The sequence below is a fragment of the Shewanella sp. 10N.286.54.B9 genome, assembly GCF_041468565.1.
GTDB lineage: Bacteria > Pseudomonadota > Gammaproteobacteria > Enterobacterales > Shewanellaceae > Shewanella.
In genome coordinates, this window is the sequence record NZ_JBFRIY010000010.1 from 1 (window position 1) to 22613 (window position 22613).

At 43.5% G+C, this 22613-nt stretch carries 21 protein-coding genes and 1 tRNA gene; 11 read left to right on the plus strand and 11 right to left on the minus strand.

All coding sequences use genetic code 11. The features are described 5' to 3' along the window. Window positions 1-274: 274 nt before the first annotated feature. Entirely contained in the window at window positions 275-1315 is a 1041-nt protein-coding gene (locus AB4135_RS03190) for a hypothetical protein (RefSeq protein ID WP_371990260.1), read from the plus strand. Window positions 1316-1334: 19 nt separating this feature from the next. On the opposite strand, the gene AB4135_RS03195 is transcribed toward AB4135_RS03190, so the two are convergent. Next, a complete protein-coding gene (locus AB4135_RS03195) occupies window positions 1335-1745 on the minus strand; it encodes a hypothetical protein (RefSeq protein ID WP_371990262.1) in 411 nt (136 codons plus the stop codon). Between the two features lie 612 nt (window positions 1746-2357). Between AB4135_RS03195 and AB4135_RS03200 the strand changes: the two genes are divergently transcribed. Further along, window positions 2358-3827: a carbon starvation protein A gene (locus AB4135_RS03200; protein WP_371990264.1), complete on the plus strand. Its 1470-nt coding sequence runs from the start codon at window positions 2358-2360 to the stop codon at window positions 3825-3827. A gap of 128 nt (window positions 3828-3955) precedes the next feature. Then, on the plus strand, window positions 3956-4546 hold the full coding sequence (locus AB4135_RS03205; RefSeq protein WP_371990266.1) for an HAD family hydrolase: 591 nt from the start codon (window positions 3956-3958) through the stop codon (window positions 4544-4546). 25 nt (window positions 4547-4571) lie between these two features. On the opposite strand, the gene AB4135_RS03210 is transcribed toward AB4135_RS03205, so the two are convergent. The 6 genes from AB4135_RS03210 to rpsU form a co-directional block, all read right to left on the minus strand. Beyond that, a complete protein-coding gene (locus AB4135_RS03210) occupies window positions 4572-5138 on the minus strand; it encodes a hypothetical protein (RefSeq protein WP_371990268.1) in 567 nt (188 codons plus the stop codon). Window positions 5139-5476: 338 nt separating this feature from the next. Continuing rightward, window positions 5477-5553, minus strand: a tRNA-Ile gene (locus tag AB4135_RS03215). Between the two features lie 222 nt (window positions 5554-5775). Then, entirely contained in the window at window positions 5776-7608 is a 1833-nt protein-coding gene (gene rpoD / locus AB4135_RS03220; protein WP_371990270.1) for an RNA polymerase sigma factor RpoD, read from the minus strand. Window positions 7609-7734: 126 nt separating this feature from the next. After that, the gene (gene dnaG, locus AB4135_RS03225; protein ID WP_371990272.1) at window positions 7735-9465 is read right to left on the minus strand and encodes a DNA primase; all 1731 of its coding nucleotides are present in this window, start codon (window positions 9463-9465) and stop codon (window positions 7735-7737) included. A gap of 104 nt (window positions 9466-9569) precedes the next feature. Further along, window positions 9570-10013 (minus strand): GatB/YqeY domain-containing protein, encoded by a 444-nt coding sequence (locus tag AB4135_RS03230; RefSeq protein WP_371990274.1) that lies wholly within the window; start codon window positions 10011-10013, stop codon window positions 9570-9572. A gap of 7 nt (window positions 10014-10020) precedes the next feature. Further along, on the minus strand, window positions 10021-10236 hold the full coding sequence (rpsU, locus tag AB4135_RS03235; protein ID WP_020911290.1) for a 30S ribosomal protein S21: 216 nt from the start codon (window positions 10234-10236) through the stop codon (window positions 10021-10023). A 229-nt stretch (window positions 10237-10465) separates the two neighbouring features. On the opposite strand from rpsU, the gene tsaD reads away from it, so the two are divergent. After that, a complete protein-coding gene (gene tsaD / locus AB4135_RS03240; RefSeq protein ID WP_248973252.1) occupies window positions 10466-11482 on the plus strand; it encodes a tRNA (adenosine(37)-N6)-threonylcarbamoyltransferase complex transferase subunit TsaD in 1017 nt (338 codons plus the stop codon). Window positions 11483-11556: 74 nt separating this feature from the next. Here tsaD and plsY read toward each other — a convergent pair whose 3' ends face one another. Then, complete coding sequence (plsY, locus tag AB4135_RS03245; RefSeq protein WP_371990277.1) at window positions 11557-12168, minus strand: glycerol-3-phosphate 1-O-acyltransferase PlsY; 612 nt, start codon at window positions 12166-12168, stop codon at window positions 11557-11559. 313 nt (window positions 12169-12481) lie between these two features. Here plsY and folB point away from each other — a divergent pair, with 313 nt between their 5' ends. The 5 genes from folB to AB4135_RS03270 are packed head-to-tail and all read left to right on the plus strand — an operon-like array spanning window position 12482 to window position 15973. Next, complete coding sequence (gene folB, locus AB4135_RS03250; RefSeq protein ID WP_371990279.1) at window positions 12482-12835, plus strand: dihydroneopterin aldolase; 354 nt, start codon at window positions 12482-12484, stop codon at window positions 12833-12835. Then, window positions 12836-13327, plus strand: coding sequence for a 2-amino-4-hydroxy-6-hydroxymethyldihydropteridine diphosphokinase (gene folK, locus AB4135_RS03255; RefSeq protein ID WP_371990281.1), 492 nt, complete (start codon window positions 12836-12838; stop codon window positions 13325-13327). A 24-nt stretch (window positions 13328-13351) separates the two neighbouring features. After that, on the plus strand, window positions 13352-14152 hold the full coding sequence (locus AB4135_RS03260; protein WP_371990283.1) for an undecaprenyl-diphosphate phosphatase: 801 nt from the start codon (window positions 13352-13354) through the stop codon (window positions 14150-14152). A 34-nt stretch (window positions 14153-14186) separates the two neighbouring features. Then, window positions 14187-15020 (plus strand): putative RNA methyltransferase, encoded by an 834-nt coding sequence (locus tag AB4135_RS03265; RefSeq protein WP_371990285.1) that lies wholly within the window; start codon window positions 14187-14189, stop codon window positions 15018-15020. Window positions 15021-15073: 53 nt separating this feature from the next. Then, window positions 15074-15973 carry a L,D-transpeptidase family protein gene (locus AB4135_RS03270; RefSeq protein WP_371990287.1) on the plus strand — a complete coding sequence of 300 codons (900 nt, stop codon included), beginning with the start codon at window positions 15074-15076 and terminating at the stop codon, window positions 15971-15973. 220 nt (window positions 15974-16193) lie between these two features. Here the strand turns inward: AB4135_RS03270 and AB4135_RS03275 are convergent, their stop codons facing one another. Both AB4135_RS03275 and AB4135_RS03280 read right to left on the minus strand, forming a co-directional pair. Continuing rightward, window positions 16194-16460 carry an Lpp/OprI family alanine-zipper lipoprotein gene (locus AB4135_RS03275; RefSeq protein WP_020911298.1) on the minus strand — a complete coding sequence of 89 codons (267 nt, stop codon included), beginning with the start codon at window positions 16458-16460 and terminating at the stop codon, window positions 16194-16196. Window positions 16461-16690: 230 nt separating this feature from the next. Further along, complete coding sequence (locus AB4135_RS03280; RefSeq protein ID WP_371990289.1) at window positions 16691-17920, minus strand: multifunctional CCA addition/repair protein; 1230 nt, start codon at window positions 17918-17920, stop codon at window positions 16691-16693. A 302-nt stretch (window positions 17921-18222) separates the two neighbouring features. Here AB4135_RS03280 and AB4135_RS03285 point away from each other — a divergent pair, with 302 nt between their 5' ends. Both AB4135_RS03285 and AB4135_RS03290 read left to right on the plus strand, forming a co-directional pair. After that, entirely contained in the window at window positions 18223-19818 is a 1596-nt protein-coding gene (locus tag AB4135_RS03285; protein WP_371990290.1) for an AAA family ATPase, read from the plus strand. Then, window positions 19818-20843, plus strand: a complete 1026-nt coding sequence (locus tag AB4135_RS03290) for a general secretion pathway protein GspB (protein ID WP_371990292.1) — start codon at window positions 19818-19820, stop codon at window positions 20841-20843. The genes AB4135_RS03285 and AB4135_RS03290 overlap by 1 nt, the downstream gene beginning before the upstream one ends. 111 nt (window positions 20844-20954) lie before the next feature. Here AB4135_RS03290 and nhaD read toward each other — a convergent pair whose 3' ends face one another. Next, on the minus strand, window positions 20955-22202 hold the full coding sequence (gene nhaD / locus AB4135_RS03295; RefSeq protein WP_371990294.1) for a sodium:proton antiporter NhaD: 1248 nt from the start codon (window positions 22200-22202) through the stop codon (window positions 20955-20957). Window positions 22203-22613: the final 411 nt, after the last annotated feature.

Genomic DNA, 22613 nt, shown 5'->3' on the forward strand with positions numbered 1-22613 from the left:
GTGAGCTTCTCAGGACATTCACTGCTGCGTTGCATTGTCTTAAAAGGGAATAACCATTTCTTCCACAATGCGCCTTGAATTGAAAGCCCTGAGAAAGCTCTGAATTGATCACATCTTTAATGGAATTGGTATAATATTTTATTCCTGCTTTTTTTCGTTTTAAGTCATTCGCTAAAGTTGTGTCGCGATAAAGCTGTTTTTTAGTTAAATCACTGTAGCCCAAATGTGGCTAGTGTTACTATTGGGAAATACTTCTTGTCATTGAGTTAATTGCTTGTCGTCGCAATCCCAAACATTTGTAGCTGTTATTATTGTTAGCTTAATGGCATTGCTACCAGCCTTTGCTGCGGAACCATCTTCTGAGCGACCAGTGGCATCATCATTACAGTCTGGCGAGCAGACAGAGGTAGCAGACGCTAAACAGCCAGCTGCAAGCCCTCAAACCGAGGCGGAAGATGATGATCCTTGCCATAGTATCTCGCAGCAAAATCAGACAATAGATCGAGCATTTGATTACCTCAATACCAAATTTTGTCAGCCAGCTATCTGGTTCGATAGCTTCTTTGTTGACGATCGTATAGAAGAGGATGCGCGAGCTGGCACTGTCATCCGTTGGTACAACGACTTCTCGTTCTATGGGGAGGAAAGTTTTAAATATAGAGCCAACTTTAATGCTCGTTTAAACCTTCCAGGCGTTAATAAGCGCCTTAAGCTCATTTTGGGTTCGTCAGAAGAAGACGATCTTTTTGTGGCATCGAAAGCGCCAAATACAGATCGAGATCGCGAAGTTGGTCTGCGCTATGATTGGTATGCCAAGGGGCGAAGCAGTTTTAATATTCAAGCTAATTTAAAGCCCAAAGTTGAAGCAAGGTGGCGTTACACTTACCCGTTCTCAGATAATACCGTTGCCCGCTTTACCCAAAAACTCTATCAAGAAAAAAAGGTTACTGGACAGTCTAGTGAATTGGATGTCGAGCACTCATTTAATGAGACTTTCCTGCTACGCTGGAGCGGTGCTGCGCAATACGAGAACCGCGGAAATGGTTGGGAGTTGGGATCAAGTGTGCAGCTTTATCAATACATTAGTAGCACTCAAGCGATTAGTTACCAAGGGGCAATACACAGTGTCGATGAGCCTTACTACTATATTCAAAATGCGAGTGTAGATTTTACTTATCGACAGAACTTTGCCCGTGATTGGTTATTTTACTCAGTGACCCCTGAATATAACTGGAGTAAAGAAGATGCTGTCTCTGAGCGTATTCATCAAGTCATTATTACATTTACACTAGAGTTCTTATTTCAGAACGTTTAACACTTAATCTCAATTCGGGTTAATCAACAACAATCACATCCTCTGACATAATCGTAGGCTCTTCTGCAGGGAGAGTTTCAATTTCAGATGCTACCTGTTCAGCCAAAATGACTAAGCTGTCTGTGTAGGAAAATCCGTAACCGTAGCCGCCTTCAGTGGTCACTCCATTACCCAATAGATGCGGATCGCTTAAGTGGTCGCTAAAGTGGAAGTCGCCAGAGGTGATAGGGGTGATTTGCACCACTCTATAGCCTTGTGCATTAAGAGACTCAATAGCTTGCTGCAGATCGTCATTAAGCCTTTGTGAATCCACTTTGCAGCTAGAATATTCCCACTCAGTGGTCTTGGGTTTTGCCTCCCACATCTGCTGCTGTTTATCTGTTTCAATTTTGGCAAAGTAGCTTTTTACTAATATGCTCTTCTGTTTCATCTGTTTATACATTCCTCTATTACGATTGATACAACTCAATCTATCCTATTTTTATGGATAGAGAAATGCCTTATTGAGACGAGAGATGATGGAAGCGATTAAGTCTGCGCTTATTTACAGAGCGAACTCCGATGGCGGTGTTTATGGCGGGGATTGGCTCAGTCTATACCTGTTCTATTTGAAGATGCTCGTAAGGGCTTAATCAACGAGCTTAAGTTACGTTGAATTTACAAAAGGTATTGCTATAGAAATGCTGCTACTTAGCGCTATAAAGTGAAGCTAATTGTTAAATAGTACTCTCAGCTAATTTTTGGGTGATTATTTTTTATAACGATAACATCGATGATTCAATCTATATCTTGGTCTAAGGCAATCATTACCGAAGGGGTCGGAAAGGCGTCAAACAGATACTAACTCCCCGTTATTGTAGGGTTTGTTAATTAGCTGTTGTTAATGTAGTTGTATTACAGTAAAGCGGTGAAATCTCTCTACTTTAAAAACGCAAGCATGCGAACTCGACCTTGGTATAACACATTGTTACTTGACCGTAGAATGGATGTGACTGACACTTGGATAACAATAATTACCCTACAAAATACGGATTAACAAAACATGCTTATTTTCTTTATTTGTATTGGATTATTATTGCTCGCTTATAAGTTCTACAGCCCTTTTGTAGAGAAACAAGCTGGCATTGATCCAAAAGCAAAAACCCCTCAAACACGTTTTGATGACGGTGTGGACTATGTAAAAGTGCATCCGGTTAAAGCTTACCTCATTCAGTTTCTTAATGTCGCCGGTGTTGGACCCATCTTTGGCCCTATCTTAGGTGCGCTGTATGGCCCTATCGCATTAGTTTGGATTGTGTTGGGTAACATTATTGGCGGCGCAGTACACGACTACTTCTCAGGCGTGTTGAGCATCAAAGAGGATGGTAAAAGTCTGCCTGAAATTGCCGGGCATTACTTCAACATCTACTTTAAAGGCGTCATGCTAGTGTTCACTGCGATGTTGCTGTTCTTCGTCGGGGTGGTATTTATTATGAGCCCAGCTGGACTGCTAAGTAGCTTGGATTACTTTGAGGGAACGATTCTCGCTAATAACACCTTCTGGGTGTTAGTTATCCTAGGTTACTACTTTTTTGCAACCATGCTACCTATCGATAAAATCATCACCAAGCTTTACCCATTGTTCGGCTTATTGATGATCGTTATGACAGTCTCTATCGCAATAGGATTGTTAGTGAGTGCGCCGCAGTTACCTGAAGTCGGTGATATTTTTGCCTATTTCGACCATAGCCATTATAACAATGACCTATTAGCGCCGAACCCAGACGGTTTACCTGTATGGCCGCTACTGTTTGTGACTATTACTTGTGGTGCGATTAGTGGTTTTCACTCTACTCAAGCGCCAATCATGGCGCGTTGTTTAACCAATGAGAAATACGTTCGTCCTGTTTATTATGGTGCGATGATGTCTGAAGGTATTGTCGCATGTGTATGGGCTTTAGCGGGTATTGCAGCATTCCCTGGCGGCTATGTAGAGCTTAAGAGTATTCTCGATGCGGGTGGGCCAGGTCTGGTTGTGAACCAAGTGGCAACAACTTACCTAGGGGTTGCGGGTGGTATTATGGCGATTATTGCCGTGGCGATTTTTCCTATTACCTCAGGTGATACAGCGTTCCGTTCGCTGCGTCTGACTATTACTGATGCATTTAAGATCCCGCAAAGTATGCGTAACCGTCTGCTATTGGCTATTCCAATTTTAATCATTGCTTACTTCATGACTAAAATCGATTTCTCATTGATTTGGCGCTACTTCGCCTTCTCTAATATGTTGTTATCGACCAGTGTATTGTGGTTAGCAACTAAGTACCTGTTTGATCGCGGCACTTTCCATTGGATAGTCAGCTTACCTGCCATTGTTGGTACCTGTGTAACAGTGTCCTACATTATGACTGCAGGTATAGGTCTTGGTTTACCACAAGAGATGAGCCAGCCTGTGGGAATTGCTGTTGGTGTTATCTGTTTGATTGGATTAATCCTAGCCCACCAGAAACGTAAAGTTGTTGCCGAGTCCTAGGCTCACTGTTATCTGAAATAAAGGGGCTGCTTTGCAGCCCTTTTTAGTGGGTAGATAACAACTGTTAAACGAGATACTGTTGTTGAGTCACTCAAGTTACATGGATTGTTTATAAAGAGGAAGACAGCTTGAAATTAGCGCTATTCGATTTTGATGGTACACTAACCCATCATGATATGTACACTCGGTTCATCCTATATTCGGCTAGCCCTATGCGGCTTTTTCTAGGCTCTATTTTCCTTTCTCCGTTATACCTACTTTACCGACTGGGCATTATTCCTGCTCGTAAGCTTAGGCCACTGGTGAGCTACTGTGCTTTTGTAGGGCGAGACAAAGACACTATTACAACACTTGGTAAGCAATATGCGCTTAGTGTCATCCCCAAGTCCATCCGTCCTGAAATGATGAAGGTACTAAAACAGCATCAGGCAGAAGGAACAGAGGTTGTGCTTGTGTCAGCCTCTCTCGATATTTATTTACAGCCTTGGTGTGAATCTATGGGGATAAGGTTAATCTGCAGTCAAATGGCTGTCGAGCAGGGCAGTTACACTGGTCGCTATCTGGCGGGGGATTGCAGTTGTGAGATGAAAGCAACCAAAGTGCAGCAACAGTTTTGTCTGAGTGATTATAGTGAAGTATTTGCCTACGGTGACACTCATGAGGATCTCGCTATGTTAGCCCTCGCTGAACACCCACATATGAATGGGGTAAAACTTTAGTGTTGTTATTAGCATATGGGTGTAGTCAGCTCAAATCTGAGCTAGTACATTCAATCCCAAGTCTGCGTTGAAAGACTGGTGGCCATTTAGTGCGGTCTTCACCAAATAGCTCAATTAACTCTTTAATTTCAATCTCAAGCTGTTCTTGTTCGCCAATAGATTTATGTTGGGTGTAGAGAGAATTGTGGTGTTTTGCTTCTTTTAGGAAGTTTTGTTCATCAGTGACTTGTTTTTCCCTTTTAGCTGCAAGTGCCATTTTTGAATAAACTTTAGAAACACCTAGGAAAAAGTAAGCCTTTTGGATATCAACAGGCTGATGCCCCAAACTTCGAGAAATCGAACGGTTCCAATGTAAGAACAGGTGTTCATGGCAATAAGGTTCCATTTCTAGATAAAGCCCTGCTTTTTGAAAGTAGGGTATGATTTTAGTAAATACTCCCCGATCTAACGCTTCGCCTGTATCTGTTCCCTGCTGGATCACTTCCTTCATTAAGTTCAAGGCCTCAACATTTCGTCCTTCCCTTTGGGCTTGACTCGCTAGCTTGATGAGATCATAGCTAGAGTACTCATTTGAACGTTTTAATTCTTCCATATAAATCCCTTTATGATTTCAAAGTATCTGAAAGTAAATGTACGTTATAAAAGACGAATCAATCAACGGTAAATGAAGGGGGAAAGACAAGCAAGAGAATTTCTAATGTGACTTAGAACACTACATCACCTATTACAACAACTGTAAACTCCAGATATGAAAAAGCCGTAGTAGGAACTAATCTACTACAGGTTTATCTGTATTGGTGGCGCTCCCAGACTCGAACTGCGAGAATTGATGACGATGACGTTCGTCTAGCAGTTGAGAGTAGAGCTTCCATTGCCCACAAATTTCAGACACAAAAAAGCCTACACAAGGTAGGCTTCTTCGTTTTTAATTGGTGGCCCCTCCCAGACTCGAACTGGGGACCTGACGATTATGAGTCGTATGCTCTAACCAACTGAGCTAAGGGGCCGACTTAGGATAGTCGTCACTACCGAAAGCGAAAAGAAGTATACGAGGTTTAAAAGCGCTTGTCACCTGAGTTTTTCGCTGATTTTAGCTCTAATGGTTCAACTGCTTATCTGTTAATCAATATTAAGTCGATTAGTAAGCGCAGAAACAAAAAAGCTGCCATGAGGCAGCTTTTTCAATGAGTTTTGAATCTAGTTAGAAACTACTCGTCTCTTAACTCAGACTATTCGTCTAGGAAAGACTTCAAAATCTCTGAGCGAGAAGGGTGACGCAGCTTACGTAGCGCTTTAGCTTCAATTTGACGAATACGCTCACGCGTTACATCAAACTGCTTACCTACTTCTTCTAGCGTGTGGTCGGTGTTCATGTCGATACCAAAACGCATACGCAGTACTTTCGCTTCACGGGCGGTTAGGCCTGCAAGAACTTCGTGTGTTGCATTACGTAAGCTTTCGCCAGTCGCAGAGTCTAATGGAAGCTCAAGCGTGGTATCTTCGATAAAGTCACCTAAGTGCGAATCTTCATCATCACCAATTGGCGTTTCCATTGAGATAGGCTCTTTAGCAATCTTCAATACCTTACGGATCTTGTCTTCAGGCATTAACATGCGCTCAGCAAGCTCTTCAGGTGATGGCTCACGTCCCATCTCTTGTAGCATTTGACGAGAGATACGGTTTAGCTTGTTGATCGTCTCTATCATATGCACAGGGATACGAATAGTTCTTGCTTGGTCAGCAATAGAACGAGTAATCGCCTGACGGATCCACCATGTTGCATAAGTTGAGAACTTATAACCACGACGGTATTCGAACTTATCTACCGCTTTCATTAGACCGATGTTACCTTCTTGGATGAGATCCAAGAACTGTAGACCACGGTTGGTGTACTTTTTAGCAATCGAAATTACAAGACGTAAGTTCGCTTCGACCATCTCTTTCTTTGCTCGGCGTGCTTTCGCTTCACCGATAGACATACGACGGTTGATATCTTTAATCGCACCAATCGCTAGACCGGTTTCATTTTCAATCGCGTCAAGCTTTGCACGGCAACGCTGAACATCAAAATCGACCATTTTAAGGCCTTCTGCGTATGGCTTACCCGATGCGAGTTCTTCATTGAACCATTCGATGCTACTTTCGTTGCTGGTGTATACCTTAACGAAGTTTTTCTTAGGCATTTTCGCTTGTTCAACACAAAGCTTCATGATCAAACGTTCTTGAACACGTACTTTATCCATCATTGCGCGCATGCTTTTAACTAAGCGGTCAAACTGCTTAGGCATCAAGCGGAACTCTTTAAAGATCTCACCGATTTCAAAAAGGGCTACAGTAGATTCAGGGTGGCCACGACCTTTGATAGAGATGATCTCTAATGCTCTTTCATGAGCAACTCGAAGCGTAGTAAATTTCTCTTTAGCTTCTTCAGGATCAGGACCTTTTGGACCTTCCTCTTCTTCATCTTCATCATCGTCGTCATCGTCTTCATCGTCTAACTCTTCATCAGACAGTTCAGAACCAACGTGAGTTGCTGTTGGCGCAACGTCTTCTGCATTTGGATCGATGAAACCAGAGATGATGTCAGATAGTCTAACTTCCTCTGCTTCGTAGCGATCGAACTGCTCTAAGATCATTGCAATGGCTTGCGGATATTCAGCAACTGAAGCTTGAACCGTGTTGATCCCTTCTTCAATACGCTTGGCGATAACAATCTCGCCTTCACGGGTCAGTAGCTCAACCGTACCCATTTCGCGCATGTACATACGCACTGGGTCAGTAGTACGACCTAATTCAGCTTCCACTGTCGCTAACGCGGCAGCAGCTTCTTCGGCAGCATCATCATCGGTGCTGTCTTCAGACATCATGATTTCATCAGCATCCGGAGCCTGTTCATAGACTCGAATACCCATGTCATTGATCATCTGGATAATATCTTCGATCTGGTCAGAGTCGACCATGTCTGCAGGTAGGTGATCGTTCACTTCTGCGTAGGTTAAGTAACCTTGCTCTTTACCTTTGGCAAGCAACAATTTAAGTTGCGACTGCGGAGTATGATCCATAGATATCATCCAAGTTGGGAAACAGTTAAAACGACGGGCGAAAAACAGCCACGCAAGTCGTTAATTATAGCCTTCGGTGCTTCACTGTGCTAGTCCAAGTGTTTACTTTTGAGGCGGATTTTGAACCTATGCCTTACTTTTAATCACTGAAATTAGCTTGCTTAGCTGTAATCTTTCATCTTTTGTGAGGTTAGTTTTCAAACTCAGCTCTTGGTAGCGTTGCTCCAGATACTGATTGTTTAACCACACTAAGGTGCCTTTTAACTCTTTAAGTAAGTTTTCATCCGCCACTTGATGATCCCATTGGGTCAGTTTTTTTAGGGTGCTGAATTGGTTATCGCCCCTGAACTGTTCAAGTAGTTGTGCGCTGCTCATTACTTTGCCGCGAGTTAAATCTAGTACAAGGGCTAGCAAGTCAATGCCTGGCATTTGTACGTGTTTTAGCGCGAGTTGCTCAGGTAATTTTTCACCTAGGCGCGGATGCTGTACTAACAATGCAATGGCTAGTCGCAATGGTGTACCCCGTCCTTTCAACGCTTTGTGCTGTTTAGGTTTATCGGCCGTCTTAGACGAAAAGTTAAATTTTCGTTTAAGCTCATCAGCACCGTTCATTCTTAGCTTGTGTGCTAAATCTTCAAGCAGCAGACTCTGCAATACAGTGTCTTGCACTTTTTCTATCAGTTTAATGGCATTTTTTGCCAGAACACTTTTGTCTTCTTTACCAAACTTTTTCGCTAAGTTTTCAAATAGAAACTCAGGAAGTGCCATGGCTTGGCTAATATTCTGTTCAAACTTTTCTTTACCAATCTGTCTCACTAGCGTGTCAGGGTCTTCGCCTTCAGGTAAAAACATGAAGCGAACTTGATTGCCCGGTTTTAACAGTGGCAATGCTGTCTCAAGTGCGCGCCAAGCGGCTTCTTTGCCTGCCTTGTCGCCGTCGTAACAGCAGATAACCTCTTTTGCACTACGCAGTAACAGCTGAAATTGATCAGCGGTAGTTGAAGTGCCTAACGACGCCACAGCATAATCAACGCCAAATTGCCCAAGAGCAACGACGTCCATATAGCCTTCAACAATGAGAACTTGTTGTGGATCTCGATGACGCTGTTTCAGCTCATACAATCCATAAAGCTCATTGCCCTTATGAAATATGGGCGTTTCTGGAGAATTCAAGTACTTTGGCGTACCTTCTCCTAAAACTCTGCCGCCAAAGCCAATAACTCGGCCGCGTCTGTCCCTAATTGGGAACATTAATCGGTCACGAAATCGGTCATAGCGCTTACCGCTATCATTTTCGATGACCATGCCTGCCGTGAGCAGCTTGTTCTGTGAATCTTGATTTTGACGATAGCGACTGAGTAAGCCGTCCCAGCCATCGGGAGCAAAACCAATATTGAAGTGCTCGACTACCTCTTTTGAAAGCCCACGATGGGCTAAGTAATCAAGTACTTTTTGTTTATCTGGGTGTTGTCTTAACTGACTTTGAAAGAATAAGCTCGACTCTTCCATCAGTTGGTATAAATCACGACTAAGCTCTTGATCGCGAGGCTTGCCGGTTCCTTGCTCTTGTGGAACTTCAAGCCCTAACTGTCCTGCGAGTTCTTCAATCGCATCCACGAAATCGAGTCGGTCATATTCCATGACAAAATCAATCACATTTCCGTGTGCGCCGCAGCCAAAACAATGGTAAAACTGCTTGTCTCTGCTAACGGTGAAAGAGGGAGATTTTTCGCTATGAAAAGGACAACAGGCAGAGTGGTTTTTACCCGCCTTCTTTAGGGGCACTTTGGGGTCGATCAAGTCGACAATGTCAGTGCGAGCTACTAGCTCATTGATAAAATCACGAGGTATCGCCATTAGTGTTGTTAAATGCCGCCTTTAATTTCGTGAAGTTAAAATAGAGAAAATCGAAAACAAACAAGCCGCGCAAAAGCACGGCTTATTCATCATTAAAACTAAAACTACTTGAGTTTTGCACGGATCATAGCGCCAATTGCCGCCATATCTGCTCTGCCCATTACTTTAGGTTTTAATGATCCCATTACTTTACCCATGTCCGCCATGGAGGATGCGCCCATCTCAGAGATGCTTGCATCAACTAGCACAACAATTTCCTCTTCAGTAAGAGGTTGAGGCAGAAACTCTTCAAGTACTTGAATTTCATCTGCTTCAATTTGTGCTAATTCGTCACGTCCTGCTGCTGCATATTGAGCAATAGAATCACGACGCTGTTTAACCATTTTGGTTAAGACCGCTATAGCTTGGTCATCATTCAAAGATTCGCGGGTGTCCACTTCAATTTGTTTGATGGCCGCTAGTGCCATACGAATAGTCCCCAAGCGCACCTTTTGTTTGGCACGCATGGCGTCTTTCATTTGCTCTTTTAGCTGATCAATTAGGCTCATAATGAGATTAGTATAAACGTACGCGACGTGCGTTTTCGCGAGAAAGCTTCTTAGCAAGACGCTTGATAGCAGCGGCTTTAGCACGTTTACGTGCAGTAGTTGGCTTCTCGTAGAATTCACGAGCGCGAACGTCAGCTAAGATACCAGCTTTTTCACAAGAGCGCTTGAAACGACGAAGAGCTACGTCGAATGGTTCGTTTTCACGTACTTTAATAATTGGCATACGCCATCACCCCTTAGGTGTAGGTTGTATTGAGACAATTACTTGACTCAGATAATTTAAAAATGGTGCGGAATTCTATACCGACTCGCCCCCTGTTGTAAACCCTTATTAGCGAACAGAATGACGTCTTCTTACTAATAATCTACTCAGATGGCGGTTGTGCTATGGAGTAATTAAAGCACAGCAGGTAGAATTGTCGGCAATATATATGAAGTAAAGATGAGAAACAATGCGGGTTTTAGGAATAGAGACATCTTGTGATGAAACAGGAATCGCCGTTTACGATGACGATAAAGGGCTTTTATCACATACCTTATATAGTCAGGTAAAATTGCACGCCGATTACGGTGGGGTTGTTCCTGAGTTGGCGTCTCGCGATCATGTACGCAAAATCGTGCCGCTGATCCGTCAAGCGTTAGCTGATGCCGATATGACTATCGAAGATATTGACGGTATTGCTTACACCAAAGGTCCAGGCCTAATCGGTGCCTTGCTTGTAGGTGCTTGCGTAGGTCGGGCGTTAGCGTTTTCATGGGATAAGCCCGCAATAGGCGTCCATCACATGGAAGGGCATTTACTCGCGCCAATGCTTGAAGATGACGTACCTGAGTTTCCATTTCTGGCATTACTTGTGTCGGGCGGTCATTCCATGCTTGTGGGCGTTGAAGGGATTGGTCGTTATGAGGTTTTAGGCGAGTCTGTTGATGATGCTGCCGGTGAAGCGTTTGATAAGACCGCCAAATTAATGGGGCTGGATTACCCTGGTGGGCCAAGGTTGTCGAAATTGGCAGCTAAAGGTGTGGCTAATAGCTATCGTTTCCCAAGACCGATGACCGACAAGCCTGGGCTAAACTTTAGCTTTTCAGGGCTTAAGACATTTGCAGCTAATACCATAGCGGCAGAGCCAAATGATGAGCAAACGCGTGCCAATATAGCGTGTGCATTTGAAGAGGCGGTGGTTGATACCTTAGCGATAAAATGTAAGCGTGCCTTGAAGCAGACGGGTTACCAGCGTTTAGTGATTGCCGGCGGCGTGAGTGCCAATACCCGTTTACGCGCTCAGTTAGCTGAAATGATGACTAACCTTGGTGGTAAGGTGTTTTATCCACGTGGCGAGTTTTGTACTGATAATGGTGCAATGATCGCTTATGCGGGTCTGCAGCGCTTGAAAGCAGGGCAGACTGATGATCTTGCTGTTAAAGGTCAGCCAAGATGGCCGCTGGATACTTTAGAACCTGTCGATTAACGACTGGCTATCAATATAAAAACGGCGCTACTTGCGCCGTTTTTTTATGGCCTTTGCCACGTAAGAAAATATTTCTATAGGCTTTTGTTACGCCTTTTGCGGGACACTTTAGATTCTTCACCTTTTAACAGGCGTTTAATATTGTCACGGTGACGGATCACGATAAGTGTTGAAAGCATCGCCACTGGAATGGTAAATCTGTCGTCGAGCCACCAAGTATAAACAGGTGCGAGCAGTGCTGTACAAATAGCAGCAAAAGAGGAGTAGCGAGTGATTAAGACTATGATAGCCCAAGTGAGCATTAGGTATAGTGCTAAAAAATGACCAATTGGCGCCATCGCACCAAAAGCTGTTGCTACACCTTTACCGCCTTTAAAACCAAAAAATATTGGAAAGATATGGCCTAGGCAAGCGGCTATAGCAATGAGGCCTAAGGAGATTGGATCGACGCCTAATCTAAAGGCTAGGTAAGTGGGGGCGGCACCTTTGAGCATATCAAAAAATAGCACCAGTGCTGCAGAACTTGCACCGCCTATGCGCAGCACATTGGTGGCTCCGGGGTTTCCCGAACCTTCAGTTCTAGGGTCGGGCAGGCCACGCATTTTACACACCAGAACAGCACTCGATATTGAGCCTGCCAAATAGGCGCCCATTATCATTAATATTGTTAGTGCTATTGTGGTCAAATTGGTTTCCTTATCCGTCTTAGGGTATTATCGCGCCACACAAAAAAATGCTCTTTATATTCAACTGACAGCCTTATGGGTTTAGCAGTGAATGAGAGCATAAAAAACAGCTTTGAATATCTCTATTAGCTACCTTGCTATAAAAAGCGGCTGTTTTTATTAATTCTTTATTTACGAGAACTTATCCTACTTGGATTTGTTCTTGTTCGAAAGAGCCATAGAGCAATATCTCAGCTTTGCGACGGATTATATCCTTTTTGTTCGTTTTAGCTTATCAGACCTCAGTGGCAATGATTAAGGTTTTGGAGAAAACATGGATAAAGTACTGATTAGAGAACTTAAAATAGAAACCGTTATTGGGATCTATGAATGGGAAAAACAGATCCATCAAACCTTGTTACTGGATTTAGATATGGCGTGGGATAATCGTTTGGCAGCGGCAAGCGATGCCTATGAGAACGCGCTTTGCTATGAAACGGTATCTAATCGACTCACTGCGCTAATCACTGAAAAGCCTATAGAGTTAATTGAAACCGTTGCTGAGTTGGTTGCTAGCTGTGTGATGAATGAGTTCAATGTACCTTGGGTTAAAGTCAAAGTGATGAAACCTGGGGCAGTACCTACTGCAGTTGCTGTTGGTGTCGAGATAGAAAGAGGTCATGCATAAATGGCCAAGCTCTACATCAGTTTAGGTAGCAATATTGAGCCCGTTCGCTACCTTAAGGCTGCATTAATTGATTTGGATTATCATTTTGATGAGCTAGTGCTGTCATCGGTTTTTGAAAGCGAAGCAGTCGGTTTTGATGGGACTAACTTCCTTAATATGGTGGTTGCAGCCGAAACCGAATTATCCATTGAAGACGTCGTCGCGAGGTTCAAACAAATTGAACAAGATCATGGTCGCGTAGTGGGCGCTAAAAAGTTTGCTGCAAGAACCTTAGATCTTGATCTACTGCTTTATGATGACATCGTTTGTCAGAAGCCGATAGTACTGCCCCGTGCCGAAATCTTATACAACGCATTTGTACTGTGGCCGTTAGCTGAGATAGCCCCTGAGCTTCAACATCCTGTTGTTTTGGAATCATATCAGTCGCTCTGGAACGAATACGATAAATCACAACAAAAATTATGGCCTATTGAGTTCAATTGGTCTGCTTAAGTCGCTTTTTAAAATAGGATAGTTATGGACACGTTTCAGGTGATTATATTGGCGCTAATTCAAGGCCTCACCGAGTTTTTACCCATCTCAAGCTCTGCGCATCTGATCTTACCGGCGCAATTATTAGATTGGCAGGATCAAGGATTATCTTTTGATGTGGCAGTGAATACGGGCTCATTACTCGCAGTGGTAATGTATTTCCGAAAAGAATTGTTTTCTATGTTTATGGCTTGGACTAGCAGTATAGCCAGCGGCAAACAGACCCAAGAGAGTAAGTTGTCTTGGTGGATTATATTGGCCACTATTCCAGCGGTAATTGTTGGTTTTACTGCCAAAGGCTTTATTGAAACGCATTTGCGTAATATTGAAGTGATTGCCGCAACGACTATCATTTTTGGTTTACTGCTTTGGTGGGCAGATAGAATGCAGCGCCAAGGTTTCAATGAATTCCAAGTCGGTTGGAAAAAAGCGTTAGTTATTGGTATCGCGCAGGCCATGGCGCTTATACCAGGGACATCGCGTTCAGGCGCCACAATTACTGCAGCACTGATGCTTGGACTTAGTCGTGAAGCAGCGGCAAGATTCTCATTTTTGATGTCGGTACCTGTGAGCCTCGGCGCAGCAATATTAGTGACGAAAGATCTGATTTCAAGTGGTCAAGCTATTGATTATCAAGCTCTAGGTTTGGGTATTGTGGTGTCATTTGTTGCCGCTTATGTATGTATCCATTACTTCTTGAAGATTATTAGTAAAATGGGCATGACACCATTTGTGATCTATCGATTAGCGCTAGGCGCCGTGCTGTGTGGATTTATCTTCCTGTAAAGCTAGACTTAATTATTTGAATCGTGAGCGTGTTATGAACAGTATTTATCTTTGCCCAATATGCCAATCAGAGTTAATGATGCATGAAGAGTCTAAAGGGCTACATTGTGAGAATAAGCATCACTTTGACAAAAATGAGCAAGGATACTGGCTCTTTGGCCAGGTTAAAAAGCCAAAAGTAGACTCAAGAGCTGTGATGCGTGCCAAGCGCTACGTGCTTGAATCTGGGATCTATGTACCACTTGCACAGAAACTGGCAGAGATGATTGGAAACTTACCTCAATTTGCAGCAGGTACATCATTGTCGCAGTTAGATTATGACTGCGGCGAAGGTTATTTTTTGAGAACGGTTAAGGGCATTCTCACTGAGCAACAACCTGATATTGATGTTGAGCAAACTGGGATCTCTGAAGCTGAGAACGCTATTTTTGCGGCAGCTAAGTCGCAAAGTGGACCGACTTATATCGTGTCAAACTTAAAGCACTTGCCAATTAAAGATGAAAGCTTTGATCTAGTGACCTTAATTGACAAGCAGCTTAAGGGTAAAGAGTTAACGCGAGTGCTCAAGCAAGATGGGATTTTATTACAGGTGGCAGCAGGACCTAGGCACTTGTGGCAGATAAGAGAGTTTATCTATCCCGATCTGACTGAAAAGCCTGTTAGCCATAACTTGCCTAAAGAGCTTGAGCTAGTCCAGAGCGAGCGACTGTCCATCAAGGTGAACGTTTCCGGTGAGCAAGCGATTGCGCTACTAGAGATGACTCCTTATGCTTGGCGCGCCAATGACAATACACGCCATCATATTCAGCAGGCTAAGTTCGACTCCCTAGAGATAGATTTTATGATTAACCTGATGACTAGAAAATAGTTGCCGCTCAAGGTAATCTTGGTTTATTCAACTTAATGGAATTTTAAATACTGATGATGCGTACATTGCTGTTGTTCATCTTAGCTGCTTTACCGCTAGTTTCGTTTGCTAACGTGTATCAGATCCCGCAAGACGGTAGTCGTCTAGTGGGAGAGTTACAAGAGCATGTAGTGGAAAAGGGCGACTATTTCCAAACAATCTCTAAACAGTACAACATAGGTATTTTGGAGTTAATGGAGTCAAACCCTGGTGTTGATCCATTTTTGCCAAGGCCGGGTACCCGTTTATTAATCCCAACCCAGATGTTGTTGCCTGATGTACCGCATAAAGGAGTGGTGATTAACTTAGCTGAGCTGAGGTTGTATTACTTCCCTAAGGGTGGCCAAGAGGTACACGTATTTCCTGTTGGTATAGGTCGAATAGGCCGAGAGACGCCGGAGATGGTGACTCGAATTAAATCTCGGATCCCTAATCCGAGCTGGACACCGCCTGCAAGTATCCGCAAGGAGCATTTAGAGGAGCGCGGTGAGGAGCTGCCAAGAGTGGTATTGGCTGGGCCGGATAATCCATTAGGCAAATACGCTATTCAGCTTTCTTATGGTGATGGCAGCTACTTGATCCATGGAACAAATAAAGACTTTGGAATTGGCATGCGAGTGAGTGCGGGTTGTATCCGTCTGAACCCTGATGATATCGAGTGGCTCTTTAATAAAGTTAAGTATGGTGACTCTGTCACTGTCATTAACCAGAGCGTTAAAACCTCTACTGAACCTGATGGGCGGCAAATTATAGAAGTGCATTCCCCTTTGTCTGAATCTGAAGGACAAAGCAACCGCGTGATTGAGATGAATCGTGATGTGGTAGAGTTTATTGGGCAAGAAGATGTTGATTACACTAAAGCAAATGATGCCTTACTGACTCAAAATGGTATTCCGGTTAATATTCAAAGTTAGTCACAATAAGCTTGCTTGAATTAGGCGTCCATACTTGGGCGCTTTTTTGTACACGGAAGTACTTATCCCTGATCGCCATGGAGGGCGAAGGAAGGGGTTTGCTGAACGCTGAGTTGTGAAATGGTGTTGCGATAGCAGATAAATTTAAGGCTTGGTCAAGTTACCTTGAACCAAGCCTTTTGGAGTCGCTTAAATAAGTTAAGCTACTTCCTAAACGTAATTACTTCTTGTAAGAAGACGCTACGTTGTCGATACGGTCGTTAGCACGCTTAGCTTCTGCTTGTGCATCCATAGCTGCTGCTTTTGCATCGTTGATGTCTGCAGACATTTTACCGTGATCTGATTTTAGTGAGCTAACTTCAGCTGAAAGCTGGTCAACTTTGTTACCTAGGTTTGCAACGCTTTCTTCAAGAGCAGTAGTGTTTGCACAGCCACCTAGAAGGGCAGTCATTGCTACACCAGCAATCATAAGTACTTTTTTATTCATCGGGAATTCCCTTTATTTAGGTTGGATTATATAAGCACAGCTGCACATAACAACTGAACAGTCTAATTATGTCATAGAAAAAATTTTTTGCTATGCATTTTAGTGCTAAGGTCTGAATACCTTAGCGAATATTTGCTCAAATGCAAGCTAAGTGCAATTTTTATGCTAAGTAACACAAATATAATACTAGACCATTAATATAGATATTTGCTGAAATTTTTGTATTTTGCTTATTTTTCGAGATCTCGTTTTACTTCTCGAACTGCTTCAATACGCTGCGCGGTAAGTTGCTGTCTGATCTCCGCACCTTTATAACCTGCTTCAATTATGTCTTTCACTGCAACATCAGCCGCGACTTTAAAACACTGCTGAATATAGCCAGCTTGAGGGTAGGGCGACAGTTCAAAACCAGTGCGTCCTTTAGCATCTGCTTCACAGCTTAATAGCAACTGCTGAAGACGATGTGGTTTACGCCAAAAATCTGCTTTATCAAACAGCTTCACTATGGTTTCGGCTCTAAGTTCATAGGCGTTATGGATGTTTTGATGCTGATCGCTAACCAGTAATGCAAGATCACGGTATTCATTAGGGACCCTAAAGCGCTTACAAAGCGCCTTAATAAGAGGTAAGCCTTTCTGACCATGGCCGTGGTGTTTTGGCAGTGTCTCTTTTGGACTTAACGCTTTACCAAGATCATGCACTAATGAAGCAAAGCGAACCGCGTTATCGTTAGATAGCTTAGCTGCTTGCTCAAGCACCATTAAGGTGTGTACTCCGGAGTCAATTTCTGGATGCCATTGCTCGGGTTGTGGTACACCAAAAAGAGCATCAATCTCTGGAAACAACACGGTTAATGCACCGCACTCCTTAAGTACGCTAAAGAAAACCTGTGGTGCATCGGACGACAATGCTTTATCGAGTTCGATATAGACCCGTTCAGCGGTTAATGCTTCGAGTTCACCACTTTGGCTTATCTTAGCCATTAGTGTCTTTGTCTCGTCTGCGATGTTAAAGCCAAGACTATGGAATCGAGCGGCAAAACGGGCTACTCGCAAAACACGCAATGGATCTTCTATAAAAGCATCTGAAACATGCCTTAAGATCCGATTATTTAAATCGTTAACTCCATTGAATGGGTCATATCTATTTCCAGCATCATCTTCAGCAATCGCATTGACGGTTAAATCTCTTCGAAGCAGATCTTGCTCGAGGGTAACATTCGGGGCGGCATCTACACTAAAGCCACCATATCCGGCAGCGGTTTTTCGCTCTGTTCTAGCGAGTGCATACTCTTGTTGAGTTTTGGGGTGCAGAAATACTGGAAAGTCTTTGCCGACTTGCTTATAGCCTTGAGCTAACATCTGCTCAGGTGTCGCGCCAACCACCATATAATCACGATCTTTAATTGGTAGATGTAACAAACTATCGCGGACAGCGCCGCCAACAAGGTAGATTTTCACAGTAACGCTCATTTATGGACTTAAGTGCTAGTTTAGCATGGATAAATTGATGTTCGGCGTCAATATCAGCCACGATAGACCTCTTACTTTAGCTGTTTAACTTGTAGCAAGTTTTGACAACGGTTGTGCTTGGCTTTAACGTGAGTGCAATTTCTACATTTTTATCAATACGCAAAGTGTTTGCTGGTGCGCATATAGCCTACAAGGGTGTAGCTTGCGAGCATCAAAGCGTTTGAATAACTGCAGAGCCATTTATCTCCACTCTTGGTGGGTGAGCGGCTCTAAAAAGGATTGAAAGCGGTATGTATAAGGCGTTTTTCGGGTTAAAAGACAATCCATTTTCGATTGCACCTAATCCTCATTATCTATTTTTAAGTGACCGTCACCGAGAAGCACTAGCACACCTGACCTATGGTTTAGGTGAGACTGGAGGCTTTGTATTGTTGACGGGGGAGGTGGGTACCGGTAAGACAACGGTATCACGCTGTTTGCTTAATCAGTTGCCAGAGAACACTGATACTGCCTTTATCTTAAATCCGGCGCTAACTGAGCTAGAGTTACTCGCCACCTTGTGTGATGAACTAAAGATAACTTACGGTGAGTCGCCAACGTTAAAGCAGCTAACTGACCGCATAAGTGCCTTTCTGCTCGATAACCACAGTAAAGGGCGCAATACCGTTCTTATTATCGACGAAGCACAGCACCTCAAGGCAGAAGTGCTTGAACAATTAAGATTACTGACAAACCTAGAAACAGATACCAAAAAGTTACTGCAGGTTATTTTAATTGGTCAGCCAGAACTGCAACAGTTGCTTAAACGTCAGGAGCTGCGACAGTTAGCTCAACGTATCACTGCGCGTTATCACTTATTACCACTAACCGTTGAAGAGGTTGCACTTTATGTGCAGCATCGCTTGCAGGTCGCTGGACGTCATGAGCCACTATTTCACAAAAGTGCGGTAAAAGCTCTGCATAAACATAGTGGTGGGATCCCAAGGCTGATCAACTTGCTGTGTGAACGCGCTTTAATGGCCAGTTACGGTCAGTCTAAAGTGCCGATTGATAACAAGATGATTAATATGGCTTCACTTGAAGTGTTAGGTGAGGAGCCTGAAAAGCGTAATCTTTGGTTACCTGCTGGAGTTGCGGCAGCATTAGTGTTGACCTTTAGTGGTGCATTTTACCTCTTTAGCCAAGATGCGACGGATCTAGTCAGTAAGGTTAATACCTCGCAAGCTAGTAGCCAACCAGCAGTAGCAAAAGTTGCTAAGTTAGACAGTAGCCAGCGAGTACTTAAAAGCGCAATAGCGCAAAGCCGTGACATCGATAATGCCTATGCCAGCATATTAGGTCTATGGGGGAAAACACCCTATATAGGTTTAACCGCTTGTCAGTCTGCTCAGCAACAAGGACTATCTTGTTATCAGCAACAGGGCAATTGGAATTCAATTGTGAGATTGAATTTTCCTGCGGTTGTTTATCTTGTCGATGAGCAGCAACAAGCATTTTACGGCACTGTGGTTGCGAGACAGGGAGAGCAAATACTACTGCAACTTAACGAGCAACAATTGTGGGTGAAACGCGATTGGTTTACTCGCCACTTTAGCGGAACCTTTGAGATCCTATGGCAAGCGCCAAAGAGTCAGGTCAATGAAATCGGCAAATCTGCTAATCAAGCTCAGCTGCAATGGCTAGAGAATAGCTTGGCGATGGTCAATGAGTCTTCACCGCGGTTAGTTAGTGAATTTGATAGTCAACTTGAGCAAAAAGTAAAAGCGTTTCAGCGACAGCATGGATTGCGGGCTGATGGCATTGCTGGCGCGCAAACATTGGTTCAGTTAAATCTCTACTTAAGTGATATTGGCCCGCGTTTAGGCCAATCTAAGAGGCTGTATTAATGTCTATTTTACTGGATGCTGTCACGCGGGATAAGCAACAATCACAAGCGATACAGCATGATGTGGTGATGACGCCGCGGGCACAATACCAAACACATAATAATGAATATCGAATCGCAAAACGTAGTGCAATTTTTGTCGTGCTATTTTTATCGGTTATAGCTTTAGCTTGGGTGTTGAGTAAGGTGTTACTTAAGCCTGTTGCTAATACTTATGACGACCAATTCGCTAGATCAAATACACAGCAAAATGAAGTCGAGCAAGTGACAGCGCAACCTGCGTTGAGTGAGCAGCCATTTAATGCTGCTGGGGTTAAGCTTGCCGGAAAGGTAGCGTTACCTGTTGCGCAGGCTATGCCACAAACGGATGTCCCCACCTTTCAGCGACAACCTGTGAGCGTAAATGGGGCTGTTGCTAACTCTGGTGGCAGCAAAGCTTCTACAAATAGTGGACAACAAGACTTGTTGGCAGCTGTGCTTACTGCACAGAAAAGTGTTGAAACCGATAGCGCCAATATGGTTGATAACACTCAACCAAGCAGTGGTGATGTAGAGCCGATTATCTTAGGCGCTAATGCGAACCAACGCGGCCAAGATATGCTGGCATCCTTGCAGTATGAAGTTGATCTCGCGGCGGCTGATGTTGGTTTAGATAGAAAACCTAAACCCAAAAATGATAATAATCTAGTGGCTGCATTTGAAGCCGCGCTAAAAGAGGTTGAGCGTGAGAATGCGGTAGCGACACCAGTCTCTAAACCGGAATTAGACCCTATTCCGACTACTCCTAAATCAGATCCTATACCTAAATATGGGCAGTTGCCTGCAGGGCTCCAGCTGCAAGTTCCTGAATTTAATATTAATGCTCATGTTTATTCAAGTGTGGTTGATAACCGTTGGTTGAATGTCGATGGTAAAGAGCTGCAGCAGGGGGATAAGATCCAAGGTAAGCTAACTGTGGTTGAGATCCGCCCGCGTGATGTGGTTCTGTCCATTGAAGGGACCGAGTTTAAAGTTCCGGCTATTTAGTACTAGATTTCCAACAATAAAGTTATTGAAATTAAAGTTATATAGTGACAAATAAGGCCTAATAACAGTTAGGCCTTTTTTGTTTATAACAATCACTCATAAATGCAGTGACTAACCATAGAAATGGTAAGCCAACAGCAAAGTAAGCCCATAACCTACGCTGTAACAGAGTGCTAGCGCTGGTACAAACTTAAGGTAGCTAACAAAGGTTAACTCCTTCACTTTGCTCATGGCGATAATGCCTGCGGCAGAACCAATAACCAGCAATGAACCACCCACTCCCACAGAGTAAGTTAACCCAAGCCATTCTGGTGTATTAAGCACGGGTTCAGCCTTCAACAATGCGGCCGTTAGCGGCACGTTATCAAGCAGTGCCGAGCCAATACCGGCGACAAAGTTAGATATATTCGGATCGAACTGAGAATAGACTTGCGTGAGCAGATCAAGGGTACCTATCTCTTTAAGCATGCCAACGAGTAGCAAAATTCCCAAGAAGAATAGTAGTGTGTCGTATTCTACTTGGCGAATGTACTCCAGAATCTGTAACTCCTCTTTGTTGCTTCGAGTGGTATGGCCAACGAGAAACATGACTGACAAGCCTGTTAAGAAGGTTAATACTGGAGGGATGCCAAACAGGATATTGAGCGCCATGGTCATCACAATGGTACTGAAGAAGATCACCGCGATAACAATATCGACGGAACGTACCTCTTTCTTGATTGGTGTGGTGCTTACTTCCCCTTCAGCCTTTAGCGAGAAAAGCAGTGCAAGTAGCATTACGCTAACCGCAGCAGGTACAAATAGCAGCAGTAGTTCCGACATGTGTACATGGCCACCAAGGAAAATCATCAATGTGGTCACATCGCCAGTAATGAGGGCTACTCCGCCAGAGTTAACGGCAAAGATTATCAGCACAGCCATACGTCGGCGCATCTGTTTATCGAGCTTAAAGGTGGTCAGTAACCCTAAAGACACTAGGGTTGCGGTAACGTTGTCACATATGGCTGAAAGTACCAGCGAGAACAATGCGACTTGTAACATTAACATCCGTACAGAGACTCGTTGTGGGAATAACTTTTGTACCAGTATTTGGATCATGCCTTTGGCATTGAGGTAAGCGACAAATGTCATTGTCGACATGAGGAATAACCATAAAGTGGCAATCTCAAGCAAGTTTTCGTTTAGCTGCTCTTCGATTAACTTCTCGTGGCCAGGATCACCGGCGGCCATAAAAAGTGCAATCCAAGAGATACATCCGAAAAACAGGGTTGTTTTAGCTTTGTTTAGATGGGTAACTTCTTCAAACACAATACTCAACAACGCAAGTACTGCTAGCGATATTAAAAATGCGTACAACATAGGGCTACTCACTGGTAGATTTTTTATTGGATACTGAAAACAGTATTACTGTGTCTAGATTTAAGGCTTATTTAAGCTTTCCTTGGTAGAGCGCGGCGATCAGACCACAGTGAAAAACAGAACGCAACCGTTATCTAGTTCAAGGTTTTATTAAAACTGTGATTTACGCGGTGCATTTCGGGCTCTTTAGTAGGTTTTTAAACTGATATTGTTGTGGTTGTTAGTGGTATCTACTTTTGTGGTTTTGGGTTTGCTCCTGATCGCAGTAGGGTAACCTGAGCAAGTTACATGATTAATTTTCGTTAACTTAATACTTATAGTCGGCCAAGTAAATTTCGACTTAAAATTGTCACTGTCAAGTTATTGACTGCCTGGTAAATGAACAGTATATTGTGCTCAAAATAAATACTG